General features: G+C 63.9%; 8 protein-coding genes, 2 tRNA genes and 3 rRNA genes. 10 read left to right on the top strand and 3 right to left on the bottom strand.

Going from position 1 to position 13,167, the window contains the following annotated elements; all coding sequences use genetic code 11:
• Positions 1-334: 334 nt before the first annotated feature.
• The gene (locus HPS36_RS06695) at positions 335-577 is read right to left on the bottom strand and encodes a ferredoxin (RefSeq protein ID WP_137716747.1); all 243 of its coding nucleotides are present in this window, start codon (positions 575-577) and stop codon (positions 335-337) included.
• A 347-nt stretch (positions 578-924) separates the two neighbouring features.
• On the opposite strand from HPS36_RS06695, the gene HPS36_RS06690 reads away from it, so the two are divergent.
• Positions 925-1,179: a hypothetical protein gene (locus HPS36_RS06690; RefSeq protein ID WP_173229300.1), complete on the top strand. Its 255-nt coding sequence runs from the start codon at positions 925-927 to the stop codon at positions 1,177-1,179.
• Between the two features lie 93 nt (positions 1,180-1,272).
• The gene (locus HPS36_RS06685; RefSeq protein WP_173229298.1) at positions 1,273-3,918 is read left to right on the top strand and encodes a valine--tRNA ligase; all 2,646 of its coding nucleotides are present in this window, start codon (positions 1,273-1,275) and stop codon (positions 3,916-3,918) included.
• Positions 3,919-3,945: 27 nt separating this feature from the next.
• Here the strand turns inward: HPS36_RS06685 and HPS36_RS06680 are convergent, their stop codons facing one another.
• The gene (locus HPS36_RS06680; RefSeq protein WP_173229296.1) at positions 3,946-5,001 is read right to left on the bottom strand and encodes a quinone-dependent dihydroorotate dehydrogenase; all 1,056 of its coding nucleotides are present in this window, start codon (positions 4,999-5,001) and stop codon (positions 3,946-3,948) included.
• A 97-nt stretch (positions 5,002-5,098) separates the two neighbouring features.
• Positions 5,099-5,302 (bottom strand): hypothetical protein, encoded by a 204-nt coding sequence (locus tag HPS36_RS06675; protein ID WP_049931938.1) that lies wholly within the window; start codon positions 5,300-5,302, stop codon positions 5,099-5,101.
• A 341-nt stretch (positions 5,303-5,643) separates the two neighbouring features.
• Between HPS36_RS06675 and HPS36_RS06670 the strand changes: the two genes are divergently transcribed.
• The 8 genes from HPS36_RS06670 to HPS36_RS06635 all read left to right on the top strand — a co-directional run bounded on the left by HPS36_RS06670 (position 5,644) and on the right by HPS36_RS06635 (position 13,080).
• Positions 5,644-5,973, top strand: coding sequence for a non-histone chromosomal MC1 family protein (locus tag HPS36_RS06670; protein WP_173229295.1), 330 nt, complete (start codon positions 5,644-5,646; stop codon positions 5,971-5,973).
• A gap of 510 nt (positions 5,974-6,483) precedes the next feature.
• Positions 6,484-7,953, top strand: a 16S ribosomal RNA gene (locus HPS36_RS06665).
• A gap of 167 nt (positions 7,954-8,120) precedes the next feature.
• Positions 8,121-8,192: transfer RNA gene (locus tag HPS36_RS06660), tRNA-Ala, on the top strand.
• A gap of 276 nt (positions 8,193-8,468) precedes the next feature.
• Positions 8,469-11,380, top strand: a 23S ribosomal RNA gene (locus HPS36_RS06655).
• 141 nt (positions 11,381-11,521) lie between these two features.
• A 5S ribosomal RNA gene (gene rrf, locus HPS36_RS06650) occupies positions 11,522-11,643 on the top strand.
• Together the 16S, 23S and 5S rRNA genes with 2 tRNA genes alongside form the textbook arrangement of a ribosomal RNA operon.
• A gap of 130 nt (positions 11,644-11,773) precedes the next feature.
• Positions 11,774-11,849, top strand: a tRNA-Cys gene (locus HPS36_RS06645).
• A gap of 94 nt (positions 11,850-11,943) precedes the next feature.
• Entirely contained in the window at positions 11,944-12,783 is an 840-nt protein-coding gene (locus HPS36_RS06640; protein ID WP_173230798.1) for a hypothetical protein, read from the top strand.
• A 90-nt stretch (positions 12,784-12,873) separates the two neighbouring features.
• Entirely contained in the window at positions 12,874-13,080 is a 207-nt protein-coding gene (locus HPS36_RS06635) for a hypothetical protein (RefSeq protein ID WP_173229294.1), read from the top strand.
• Positions 13,081-13,167 lie beyond the last annotated feature (87 nt).

Below are 13,167 nucleotides of genomic sequence, written 5' to 3'. Positions count from 1 at the left end.
CGTGCTTTCTCAAGCATACCACCCCGGCGCGCGCCTGCGAGCGGCCGCCCCCGGCGGCCGCGAGGAGCGCGTGCGAGGGACGCGGTGAGTGAGAGGCGACCGGAGGGAGCCCCGAGCGAACCGCGAGGCTGGGGAGGGTGAGGCTGTGGTAGCTGTGCTGTGCGGGGCGGGACTCAAAGGGGCAGCCGCGAGGGCGAAGCACGGCGACGGAAGCACCGCAGACCGCGAACGGAGTGAGCGGTCGAGGAGCGCACCGAGCCGCGCGAGCCGTCGCGGCTGGGGCTTTGGAGGTGTTCTCCCTCGACACACAGCAACTTCTCGGATCTCGAACCGGCTACACCACCTGTTCGCCGTCGTCGTCGTACACTTCGATTGCGTCGACCGGGCAGACGCGCGCCGCGAACTTCGCGTCAAACTCCTCGCCGTCGGGCACCTCGACGACGAACAGGTCGTCTTCCTCCTCCTCGCTCCCTTCTAAGTCGGCCTTCCCGTCGTTCAGGTTCTTTTCGAAGGCGTCCCACTCGGCGACGCACTGGTACATCCCGACGCAGGTGTCGCGGTCGAACTCGACGTACATGACCACTGGTTCGGCGAGCCGATACAAAGCCGTGGCGACGAGACGAGTGAGAGTCCGGTCGATTCGGACTCGCCGACAGGCCACCGGAGAACCGCCCCAAAGCCCCGGCCGCCCCTTCGGATCCCACCCCGCACCGCGACCGCACCTCACTCCTCCCCAGCCTCGTCGCTGGCACCCTCCGCTACGCTCCGGGAGCCAGCGACTCCCTCGCGCGTGCGACTCACGCCCCGAGGGCGTTCGTCGGCACGCGCCGACCGGATTCGGTCGGTCGATCAAAAAGAGGGTACTACCGATCTCGCCGCGCGCCGACCGTCCTTCTTAAGCCTCGCAGGGACGGATCCCCGCGCATGCCCACCGTCTGGCTCGTCGACCGGCAGTTCGACTCGAAGGGGCTCGTCCGACTCACGTACGCCACCGAAGACGGCGAGCGCGTCCACACGAAGGAGCTGGCCGAACAGCGGCTCGTCACGGGCGACGGGATCACCGCCGGCCGCGAGGTCGACGAGACGGCACTCGGCGAGACGCCGGCCGACGAGGTCGAGCGGTTCGCGACCGAGGCGTCCAAGATGGCGGCCGAACACGACCTCGACGACCGGGTCTGACCCCGCTCTCTGCACCTCGCCGCGGCCGGCCGCGCGACGCCGCCCCACACAACCGAGTCCGTTAAGGGGGAACCGGCGGAACGTGTGACCGAAATGCCCAGTGGTGAGTACGACCCCGACGCCGTCGAGCCGCGCTGGCAGCGGCGCTGGGTCGACGAGGAGACGTACGCCTACTCCGACGACGACCCGGTCGATCCGAACACCGTCTTCTCCATCGACACGCCCCCGCCGACGGTATCGGGGAGCCTCCACATGGGCCACCTGTACGGGTTCACCCTCCAGGACTTCGTCGCGCGCTTCGAGCGCATGAACGGCGGCGAGACGTTCTTCCCGTTCGGCTACGACGACAACGGGATCGCCTCCGAGCGGCTCACCGAGGACGAGCTCGACATCCGCCACCAGGAGTTCGAGCGGCGCGAGTTCCAGGCGAAGTGCCGGGAGGTCTGCGCCGACTACGAGCAGCAGTTCACCGAGAACGTCCAGTCGCTCGGGGTGTCGGTCGACTGGAACCACACGTACCAGACCATCGAGCCGCGCGTCCAGCGCGTCTCCCAGCTCTCGTTCGTCGACCTCTACGAGCAGGGCCGCGAGTACCGCGAGAAGGCGCCCGCGATCTGGTGTCCCGAGTGCGAGACCGCTATCTCGCAGGTCGAGACCGAGGACGACGAGCAGGGCAGCCACTTCAACGACATCGCCTTCCCCGTCGCGGGCGGCGACGGCGAGACCTTCACCATCTCGACGACGCGCCCCGAGCTCCTCCCGGCCTGCGTCGCCGTCTTCGTCCACCCCGACGACGACGAGAACCAGCACCTCGTCGGCGAGTCCGCCGAGGTCCCGCTGTTCGGCCACGAGGTGCCGATCATCGCCGACGAGCGCGTCGACATGGAGACGGGCTCCGGCATCGTGATGTGCTGTACGTTCGGCGACCAGAACGACATCGAGTGGTACCAGGTCCACGACCTGGACCTCCGCGTCGCCATCGACGAGTCCGGGCACATGACGGACGTCGCGGAGGAGTACGAGGGGCTCCACGCCGATGCGGCCGGCGAGGCCATCGTCGAGGACCTCGACGAGGCGGGCGCGCTGCTCGACCGCCGCGACATCACCCACACGGTCAACGTCCACGAGCGCTGCGGGACGAGCGTCGAGTTCCTCGTCACCGAGCAGTGGTACATCGAGATGCTCGACAAGACCGACGAGTACCTCGAGGTCGGCCGGGAGATGGACTGGTCGCCCGAGAAGATGTTCACCCGGTACGAACACTGGGTCGAGGGGCTCCAGTGGGACTGGCTCATCTCCCGCCAGCGCTCGTCGGGCATCCCGTTCCCGGTGTGGTACTGCGCCGACTGCGGCGAGGCGGTCATCGCCGAGAAGGCCGACCTCCCGGTCGACCCGCTCTCCGACGACCCGCCCGTCGACGCCTGTCCCGAGTGCGGGCACGACGAGTTCGAACCCGAAGACGACGTGCTCGACACGTGGGCCACCTCCAGTCTGACCCCGCTCATCAACGCCGGCTGGGACTGGGACGAGGCGGCCGGGGAGTTCACGATGGAGCGCCCGGAGCTGTACCAGTTCGACCTCCGGCCGCAGGGCCACGACATCATCAGCTTCTGGCTGTTCCACACCCTCGTCAAGTGCTACGAGCACACCGGCGAGGTCCCGTTCGAGGAGACGATGATCAACGGGCACGTGCTCGACGAGAACCGCGAGAAGATGTCGAAGTCGGTCGGCAACGTCGTCGAGCCCGAGGCCGTGCTGGAGGAGTTCCCGGTCGACGCCACGCGCTACTGGGCGGCCGGCACCGCCGTCGGCGACGACTTCCCGTTCAAGGAGAAGGACCTCCGCGCGGGCGAGAAGCTGATCCGGAAGCTGTGGAACGCCTCGAAGCTCGTCGAGTCGCTCGCGCCGGAGCCGTTCCCGGCCGAGCCGAACGACGGGCTCCGCGAGCTCGACCGCTGGCTGCTCGCCGAGCTCGACGCCGAGGTCGAGCGGCTCACCGACCTCCTCGACGACCGCGCGTTCTCGAAGGCGCGCGACGAGCTCCGGAGCTTCTTCTGGAACACGTTCTGCGACGACTACCTCGAGATCGCCAAACAGCGCGAGGACGCCGCGGCCGCGTACACGCTCCGCACCGCGCACCGCCGGTTCCTGAAGCTGTTCGCGCCCCTCCTCGCGCACGTCACCGAGGAGCTGTGGCACGACATGTACGCCGGCGACGCGGCGGCGGCCGGGCTCGCGGACGGCGCGAGCGACTCGGTCCACCTCGCCGACTGGCCCGAGCCGCTGGGGATCGAGGCGGACCGCGACGCCGGGACCGCAGCGACCGCGGTCGTCGGCGCGCTCCGCAAGTATAAAAGCGAGAACCAGCTCCCCCTCACCGCCGCGCTCGACGCGGTGGAGGTGTACGCCGACGTGCGCGGGTTCGAGGACGACATCACCGGCGTGATGCACGTCGACGACCTCGCGGTCCACCCGGACGGCGACGCGCCCGTCGAGACGGTGATCACGGGGATCGACCTCGACTACGCCACCGTCGGCCCGAAGTACGGCGACCAGGTCGGCGACATCGAGGCCGCCCTGGCTCAGGAGGAGTACGAACTCGACGGCGACGAGCTTCACGTCGCGGGCGTCACGCTCGTCGGCGACGAGTTCGCGGTCGAGGAAGAGCGGCAGTATCAGGGGGAAGGCGAGCTGCTCCAGGCGGACGACGTGGTCGTCATCGTCCGCAACGACGCGTAAGTCGCCGCCCCGCCGTTTTTCGACCCGTTACAGGTCCGCGCCGACGGCGTCTCCGACCGAGTCGAACCCGTCCCGTTCGAGCAGTTCGAGCAGCCCCTCGTTGATCTCCCGCGCCAGCCCCGGCCCCTCGTAGACGAGGCCCGTGTACAGCTGGACGAGCGAGGCGCCCGCCCGTATCTTCTCGTAGGCGCCCGCGGCGTCCGAGACGCCGCCCACGCCGATCACGGGCACGTCGGTGCGCTCCGCGACGAACCGCACCCGATCCGTCGCGAGCGACTCGATCGGCTTCCCCGAGAGGCCGCCGCGTTCGGCCCGGTTGTGGCTCCGCAGCGAGTCCGGCCGCGACGTGGTCGTGTTGGTCGCGATGACGCCGTCGAGGTCGAGGTCGTCGACGACGCCGAGCGCGTCCTCGACCGCCGGCTCCGGGAGGTCTGGTGAGAGCTTCACGAGGAGCGGGTCCGCGCCGGCGTCGTCGAGGGTCCCGAGGATGCGCTCTAAGGCCTCGCGGTTCTGGAGCTCGCGGAGCCCCGGCGTGTTCGGGCTGGAGACGTTGACGACGAAGTAGTCACCCGCGTCCGCGACGCGCTCGTACGTGTAGCGGTAGTCGTCGGGGGCCTCGGCCAGCGGCGTCGACTTCGACTTCCCGATGTTGATCCCGACCGGCACGTCCGGGAGCGGGTCGCGGTCGAGGCGCTCCCCGACGCGGTCGGCGCCCTCGTTGTTGAACCCCATCCGGTTGACGAGCGCCTCGTCCGCCTTCAGTCGGAACAGTCGCGGTCGCGGATTCCCGGGCTGTCGCTCGGCGGTGACGCCGCCGACCTCGACGTGGCCGAAGCCGAGTGACGCCAGCGCTCGCGGGACGTGCGCGTTCTTGTCGAACCCGGCCGCGACGCCCACCGGGTTCGGGAACGACGACCCGAACGCGTCGACCGCGAGCCGCTCGTCGTCGACCGCGTACCGCTCGGCGAGCGCGGCGGCGACCGGCGTCCCCTGGACGCCGCCGAGCAGTCGATGTACCAGTCCGTGTGCGGTCTCGGGTGGAAGCCGGAACAGCGCCGGCTTCAACAGGTCGTACGCGCCCATCGTCTTGGCCTCGTCACGAGCGACAATCAATCCGCCGACCGCGCTCCGGGTCGCGGTCGCTCGCGAGCATCGATTCGGCGAAACCCCGCGGTCCGTCTCAGAAGTCGTGTTCCAGCTGCTCCGGGTTGGCGTCCGCCTTCTGGATGATTATCTTCCCGTCTCGGACCCGGACGAACACCTCGTCGCCGATCTCCATGCCGGCGACGGCGAGTTCGTCCTCGTGGAGGTTCACGTGGACGTTGTGGTACTCCCCCTCGTCGTCCTTGGCGCCACTGGGACTGAGCTTCTTTTTACGGACCATCGCGGGTGTGTTGTCGCATTTCGCCATAGCAGACACATAAGTGTTGTTTACCCGCAGTCGGCGGGAGTCCCCGACCGCGCGCGTGCGTCGAAGAACGCGGAACGGACATCGAGGCGCGGACGCTCGGCGAGCGGATCCGACCCGTCTCGCGGGCGGCGAACCGACGGCCGAACGCGGCGACTGCCTCGGTGCGAACCGATGTCAGATTCTCGCCTCGCGTCGCAGAGAGCGAAAACCGCAACCAGCGACCGGGATAGTATATAAAAATTGTGGCGTACAGCTTTCATTTCCCCGATATATTTATTACAGACTGTGTGCTGGTGTCACACGGAGGCAAAACCATGGTACGTGAAGACGGTAAGCGAAACTTTGCCCTTCGGGAAGAAGACGGATCGGAACCGAGCGAGTTCTCGGGCAACATGCCGCGTCAGGCGGCGCTCAAGGCAGCTCGGACGCTCGACCCGGCGCCCTCGGAGGAGGAGGCCGAGCGAACGACGCTCAGGCTTCGCGAGAAGGGGACGCAGAAAGTCCACGAGTACGAGGGCTGGGCGTGGAAGGACGGAGCCCCGGAGGTGGACGACGCCGCCGACGACTTCTGGCTCAACGACCTCGACGACATCACCAAAGCCAACGTCTCGAAGCAGGGCATCGAGTACCTCGACGAGGAGTAGTTCCCCGGGCGCTCCGATCCCGATCTCTCGTTTTAGCCGCCGGTGGACCGGAACGCTTCGGGCATGATCACCGTTGCGCCGCAGAGTGACCGCCCCGAACAGTCACGTCGCCGGTTCGATCGGATCCGGTCAATTCCCGTCTCCCGGCATGAAACCGCATGACGTGGCGCCGATGGTTCGACGGGGTTAAGTACAACCCGGGCATTCGAAGAAATGCGAAGAACGCATCGCGGACTCGGGCCGTTCAACCCGGCCCGGTTTCGCTGGACCCGTACCGTTCCGATGGGTTTATGACCCGTCGTCCGGTACGTTCAGGTCCGCGAAGGATGAGGATCACGCCCCCTGCGCTCCGGCGTAAGCGGTGATCTGATGTGAGCCGTGGTCGTTCGGTGCCATCCAAGCCGTTGGCTGGCCCGGACACCACACAGACCAATGCAATGGTGTGTCAACATCATCGTTGACACCCGCCAACACCCCCTTCAGGCCGGGAATCAGGCCTGAAGGACATACATTCCGGTTGATCCTGCCGGAGGCCATTGCTATTGGGATCCGATTTAGCCATGCTAGTCGCACGAGTTCAGACTCGTGGCGAATAGCTCAGTAACACGTGGCCAAACTACCCTTCGGAACACAATACCCTCGGGAAACTGAGGCTAATAGTGTATACCATACCACCACTGGAATGAGTGGTATGCCAAACGCTCCGGCGCCGAAGGATGTGGCTGCGGCCGATTAGGTAGACGGTGGGGTAACGGCCCACCGTGCCAATAATCGGTACGGGTCATGAGAGTGAGAACCCGGAGACGGAATCTGAGACAAGATTCCGGGCCCTACGGGGCGCAGCAGGCGCGAAACCTTTACACTGCACGACAGTGCGATAGGGGGATCCCAAGTGCACAGGCATAGCGCCTGTGCTTTTCGGCACCCTAAGGCGGTGCCAGAATAAGGGCTGGGCAAGACCGGTGCCAGCCGCCGCGGTAATACCGGCAGCCCAAGTGATGGCCGATCTTATTGGGCCTAAAGCGTCCGTAGCTGGCCGCGCAAGTCCATCGGGAAATCCACCTGCTCAACAGGTGGGCGCCCGGTAGAAACTGCGTGGCTTGGGACCGGAAGGCGCGACGGGTACGTCCGGGGTAGGAGTGAAATCCCGTAATCCTGGACGGACCGCCGATGGCGAAAGCACGTCGCGAGAACGGATCCGACAGTGAGGGACGAAAGCCAGGGTCTCGAACCGGATTAGATACCCGGGTAGTCCTGGCCGTAAACAATGTCTGCTAGGTGTGGCTCCCACTACGAGTGGGTGCTGTGCCGTAGGGAAGCCGCTAAGCAGACCGCCTGGGAAGTACGTCCGCAAGGATGAAACTTAAAGGAATTGGCGGGGGAGCACTACAACCGGAGGAGCCTGCGGTTTAATTGGACTCAACGCCGGACATCTCACCAGCATCGACTGTAATAATGACGACCAGGTTGATGACCTTGTCCGAGTTTCAGAGAGGAGGTGCATGGCCGCCGTCAGCTCGTACCGTGAGGCGTCCTGTTAAGTCAGGCAACGAGCGAGACCCGCACCCTTACTTGCCAGCAGTACCGCGAGGTAGCTGGGGACAGTAGGGGGACCGCCGTGGCTAACACGGAGGAAGGAACGGGCAACGGTAGGTCAGTATGCCCCGAATATGCTGGGCAACACGCGGGCTACAATGGTCAGGACAAAGGGTTCCAACTCCGAAAGGAGACGGTAATCTCAGAAACCTGATCGTAGTTCGGATTGTGGGCTGTAACTCGCCCACATGAAGCTGGATTCGGTAGTAATCGCGTGTCACAAGCGCGCGGTGAATACGTCCCTGCTCCTTGCACACACCGCCCGTCAAAGCACCCGAGTGAGGTCCGGATGAGGCGTCCCACGGACGTCGAATCTGGGCTTCGCAAGGGGGCTTAAGTCGTAACAAGGTAGCCGTAGGGGAATCTGCGGCTGGATCACCTCCACCGACCCGAGACTCGCCTTCTGGGCGAGCTCACCTTACGACCGTCTTTCTAAGACGGTCACTACTCATTCGCATTGGACTGTGTAGTCCGCCCACCCACCGGCTTGGACACTTCAGAACGACCACGGCTCACACAACACGCGACATGACCTTCCCTTCGGGGAAGGTGGGCTCATAGCTCAGCGGTAGAGTGCCTCCCTTGCAAGGAGGATGCCCTGGGTTCGAATCCCAGTGAGTCCATGTCCGTCCGAAGCGAATCCGTCCCCTTAAGTGGGAGACGCGACTCGGTTCGGACACGACGACCGATGCACCATCCCGGGAAACCGCGGATGGGAAGGGTTCGACGAACGCCCCGTCACACCCGGGGCGATTCAATGACAACCGTGTATACGTGCGATCCAGACGTCCACTGAACTCATCCGAGTTCGTGGAACGTCAGTGAACCATATACAGTCGGTACACTCTGACGAGTGTTTCTGACACCGTCAACGACTCTCCTTCGAGAGTCCGTTGACACACTACTGGCTACTGTGCCAGCTGGTGAATGGCTCGGCTCGAGAGCCGACGACGGACGTGCCAAGCTGCGAAAAGCTCGTGGGACCCGCATGGAGGGAAAGAACACGAGATCTCCCAATCGGAATCCGTTCAACAATTGCCACGCGCAATAGGGAACGCCCTGAATTGAAACATCTCAGTAAGGGCAGGAAAAGAACGCAAACGCGATGTCGTCAGTAACCGCGAGTAAACGCGACACAGCCCAAACCGAAGGTCTTCGGACCAATGTGGTGTTCGGGTTGACAACCAAATCTCGACAACTCATCTGAAGTCTCCTGGAACGGAGCGTGAAACAGGGTGACAACCCCGTAAGATGAGTCAGTACAGATGGCGTCAAATCCAGAGTAGCAGGGGTCGGATATCCTCTGTGAACACCTCAGGCATCCCCTGAGAAGGCTAAACACTCCTCGAGACCGATAGCGAACAAGTAGCGTGAGCGAACGCTGAAAAGCACCCCGAAAAGGGCGGTGCAATAGGGCCTGAAATCAGCTGGCGATCGAGCGACAGGGCGTACAAGGCGATTCTTGAAACGACCGAGGAGCGATCCTCTAGTAGGAAAAGAATCGAGCCGGCGTCGTGTCGTGCGTTTTGAAAAACGACCCAGGGAGTGCACTTGATTGGCGAGTCTAACCCGTGAACCGGGGAAGGCGCAGGGAAACCGATACGGCCGCAGCATTGCGAGGGCCACCGTGTTCAAGCGCGGGGAGTCAATCGGGTGCGACCCGAAACCAGGCGATCTACGCGCGAGCAAGGTGAAGCGTGGCGAAAGCCACGTGGAGGCCTGTTAGAGTTGGTGTTCTACAATACCCTCTCGTGACTCGTGTGTAGGGGTGAAAGGCCCATCGAGCCTGGCAACAGCTGGTTCCAACCGAAACATGTCGAAGCATGACCTCTTCCGAGGTAGCCCGCGGGGTAGAGCTACCGATTGGATGACCCGCCTCCGAGAGGAGTCGGCCATCCTGTCGAACTCCAAACCCGCAGGCGCTGTAGACGAAGGGAGTCCGGTGCGCGGGGTAAGCCTGTGTACCGTGAGGGGAACAACCCAGAGCCGGGTTAAGGTCCCAAAGTGTAGATTAAGTGCGATTCGAAGGTGGTCTCAAGCCCTAAACAGCCGGGAGGTGAGCTTAGAAGCAGCTACCCGCTAAGAAAAGCGTAACAGCTTACCGGCCGAGGTTTGAGGCGCCCAAAATGATCGGGGCTCAAATCTACCACCGAGACCTGGCCGTATCCGTGAAAGGATAACCGCGTAGGTTGGCGTACTGGTCGGACGGAAGCCCGGGCGAGAGCTCGTGTGGACCGTCCAGTAACGACAATCCTGGTCACAGTAGCAGCGATAGTCGGGTGAGAACCTCGACGGCCTGAAGAGCAAGGGTTCCTCGGCACTGCCGTTCAGCCGAGGGTTAGCCGGTCCTAAGGTGTACCACAACTTGACTACACCGACGGGAAGCTGGTTAATATTCCAGCGCCATCGTGCAGTAAACGCCGACGCCGTGTGGAACGCTGAGCCGGGCACTCGCCCGGTCGAATCGTGGAAACTCGTGGAAGCCGTCACGGCACGAAGCGAGCGAAACGCGAGACAGCGAAAGTCAGCCGTACATAGGGCCCGTGAAAAGGCAAGCATGATGTCCGTACCGAGATCCGACACAGGTGCTCTGCCAGCGCAAGGCAAGGCCTGTCGGGAGAACCGACGTTAGGGAATTCGGCAAGTTAGTCCCGTACCTTCGGAAGAAGGGATGCCTGCTCTCGACGGAGCAGGTCGCAGTGACTCGGGCGCTCCGACTGTCTAGTAACAACACAGGTGACCGCAAATCCGCAAGGACTCGTACGGTCACTGAATCCTGCCCAGTGCGGGTATCTGAACACCTCGTACAAGAGGACGAAGGACCCGTCAACGGCGGGGGTAACTATGACCCTCTTAAGGTAGCGTAGTACCTTGCCGCTTCAGTAGCGGCTTGCATGAATGGATAAACGAGAGCGCCACTGTCCCAACGTTGGACCCGGTGAACTGTACGTTCCAGTGCGGAGTCTGGAGACCCCCAAGGGGAAGCGAAGACCCTATAGAGCTTTACTGCAGGCTGTCGCTGAGACGTGGTCGCCGATGTGCAGCATAGGTAGGAGTCGTTACAGAGGTACGTGCGCTAGCACGCCACCCAGACAGCATTGAAATACTACCCGTCGGTGACTGCGACTCTCACTCCGGGAGGAGTACACCGGTAGCCGGGCAGTTTGACTGGGGCGGTACGCGCTCGAAAAGATATCGAGCGCGCCCGAAGATCATCTCAGCCGGGTCGGGAATCCGGCGAAGAGCGCAAGAGCAAAAGATGGTCTGACAGTGTTCTTCCCAACGAGGAACGCTGACGCGAAAGCGTGGTCTAGCGAACCTACGAGGTTCCGGAATGGGACCCGTAGATGACAGAAAAGCTACCTTAGGGATAACAGAGTCGTCACTCGCAAGAGCACATATCGACCGAGTGGCTTGCTACCTCGATGTCGGTTCCCTCCATCCTGCCCGTGCAGACGCGGGCAAGGGTGAGGTTGTTCGCCTATTAAAGGAGGTCGTGAGCTGGGTTTAGACCGTCGTGAGACAGGTCGGCTGCTATCTATTGGGGGTGTGAGGTACCTGACGTGAACGAACGTATAGTACGAGAGGAACTACGTTTGGTCGCCACTGGTGTATCGGTTGTCCGGAAGGGCAGATGCCGAGTAGCCACGCGACACGGGGTAAGAGCTGAACGCATCTAAGCTCGAAACCCACATGGAAAAGAGGTACCACCGAGGTCACTCGTAGAAGACGAGTTCGATAGACTCGGGGTGTACGCACCGAGGCAACGAGGTGTTAAGCCCACGAGAACTAACAGACCGAGCCACATTCATTGGCGCTGACGCGCCACGAACTCGCATGAGTTCAGGCGGTATCTGGATCGCACGTACACACGGTTGATTTCGAACCACGACCGACACTGGCGTCGCTCTCTGTAGTGAGAGCGTCTCGGTTCGAGTCCGAGAGTCGGCATGAAGGCGGCCACAGCGGTAGGGAAACACCCGTACCCATTCCGAACACGGAAGTTAAGCCTACCAGCGTATCGTGAAGTACTGGAGTGAGCGATCCTCTGGGAACCACGAGTCGCCGCCTCCCCACTCATACGGGAACATTCCCATTACAGCCCACGGACAGCGCGTCCGTGGGCTTTCTTCATATCTAACGAGCCGCAGGCTCGTAGCCGACCGCTAAACTTAAACGCTCGACAGCGGTACGTTCGGACGGCGCCAAGGTGGCAGAGTCCGGTCAGACGCAGCGGCCTGCAGAGCCGCCCAACGCCGGTTCAAATCCGGCCCTTGGCTTCCGTTTCTTCGCCTCCGTCGTTCCCGCAAACTGCCCCGCTTAGTAACCGTTAAACACCGGGTGACCCATGCGTCAACTATGCAACGACGCGCTGTGGCCGTGTTCGTCGCGCTCTTCCTCGGTGTCGCGGGCGTGGCGGGCGCGCTGACTGCGACGGCTGAGAGTCCCGAAATCGCCTTCGAGAACCCCGAGATTGACGCCTCGCAAAACGAGTCGATCGAGGTCGGCGGCGAGACGTGGCTCGTGGCCGACATCTCGGAGACGGAGGAAGGCGGTGGTCACGGCGGCGGAGCGACCACCGTCGTCACGGCGACGCTCGAACGCGAGTACACGGCGGAGACGTCGGAGACGCTGGCGAACGGGTCGACCGTCTCGGTCGACGACCGCGAGTGGCGCGTCGAGATCGCCGGGGAGAACGCGACCGAGTTCACCCTCGTCGAGGTGATCGACCGGCAGGCGATCCTCGGGGCCGACGACGACGCCGAAAACGAGACGGTCACGCTCGATGACGGCGAGTACGTCGCGGTGACCGACGAGAACGGCGATCGGACGCTGGTGCCGGTCGAGGAGTACTTCCCGGCGCCCGAAGAGCGAACGTACGCGACGGGCGAGACGTTCGACTACGGCGGGCAGACGGTGACCGTGGACGACGTGACCGCCGGCGGCGCGGTCGTCGTCTACGAGACCACGCAGACGGAGTCGGTGGAGGTCTCGCAGCACTCGGAGCTGACGCTCAGCGGCACGGACTTCGTCGCGCACTTCCCCGACGCCTCCACGCTTCAGATGACGACCGACATCGAGTCGTACGAGGCGCAAGCCGCCGAGATCGACCGGTTCCACCAGTACAACAGCGGTCTCTCGCGCGTCCTCGTTCTCTCCGTCCTGTCGTCGATCATGCTCGCCGGGATGGCCTTCATCCCGTCGCGGTACTGATCGACGCCGAACGGGCGATTTCGTCCGGCCGCGTTCTGCCGACCGGCGTTTCACCGACAACCACTACTCGGCGGGGCCGCTACGGTGCCTATGACTTCGACAGCGGAGAAGGTACGACAGCTCGCCCCCCACTGGGCGGTGATGTTCATCGTCATGTTCGTCGCGCTGGCGGGCGTCGAGCGCGTCGCCGGCGGGCTCGGGCTCGCGGCGTCGCTGGCGATCGTCTTCGTCATCGCCGTCGCGTATCCGGTCGCCGTTCGGGCGCTCGGCGTCGCGCCGCCCGTCTGGCAGCGGTGACGGCGGGCCGCCGCGGTCGGCGGTCCCGTCCCGCCGGGTGTGCGTCCGCCGGCTGACGCCGCGATGGAGCGCGACAGATAACACCGG

The sequence above is a fragment of the Halorubrum salinarum genome (genome assembly GCF_013267195.1).
In the GTDB taxonomy this organism is placed as follows: Archaea; Halobacteriota; Halobacteria; order Halobacteriales; family Haloferacaceae; genus Halorubrum; species Halorubrum salinarum.
This window is presented reverse-complemented; position numbering and strand designations above follow the sequence as displayed.

What these genes read in the sequence shown, in the direction of transcription:
- HPS36_RS06695 (WP_137716747.1), bottom strand. Translation starts at nt 577, where the DNA reads ATGTACGTCGAGTTCGACCGCGACACCTGCGTCGGGATGTACCAGTGC.
- HPS36_RS06690 (WP_173229300.1), top strand. Translation starts at nt 925, where the DNA reads ATGCCCACCGTCTGGCTCGTCGACCGGCAGTTCGACTCGAAGGGGCTC.
- HPS36_RS06685 (WP_173229298.1), top strand. Translation starts at nt 1,273, where the DNA reads ATGCCCAGTGGTGAGTACGACCCCGACGCCGTCGAGCCGCGCTGGCAG.
- HPS36_RS06680 (WP_173229296.1), bottom strand. Translation starts at nt 5,001, where the DNA reads ATGGGCGCGTACGACCTGTTGAAGCCGGCGCTGTTCCGGCTTCCACCC.
- HPS36_RS06675 (WP_049931938.1), bottom strand. Translation starts at nt 5,302, where the DNA reads ATGGTCCGTAAAAAGAAGCTCAGTCCCAGTGGCGCCAAGGACGACGAG.
- HPS36_RS06670 (WP_173229295.1), top strand. Translation starts at nt 5,644, where the DNA reads ATGGTACGTGAAGACGGTAAGCGAAACTTTGCCCTTCGGGAAGAAGAC.
- HPS36_RS06635 (WP_173229294.1), top strand. Translation starts at nt 12,874, where the DNA reads ATGACTTCGACAGCGGAGAAGGTACGACAGCTCGCCCCCCACTGGGCG.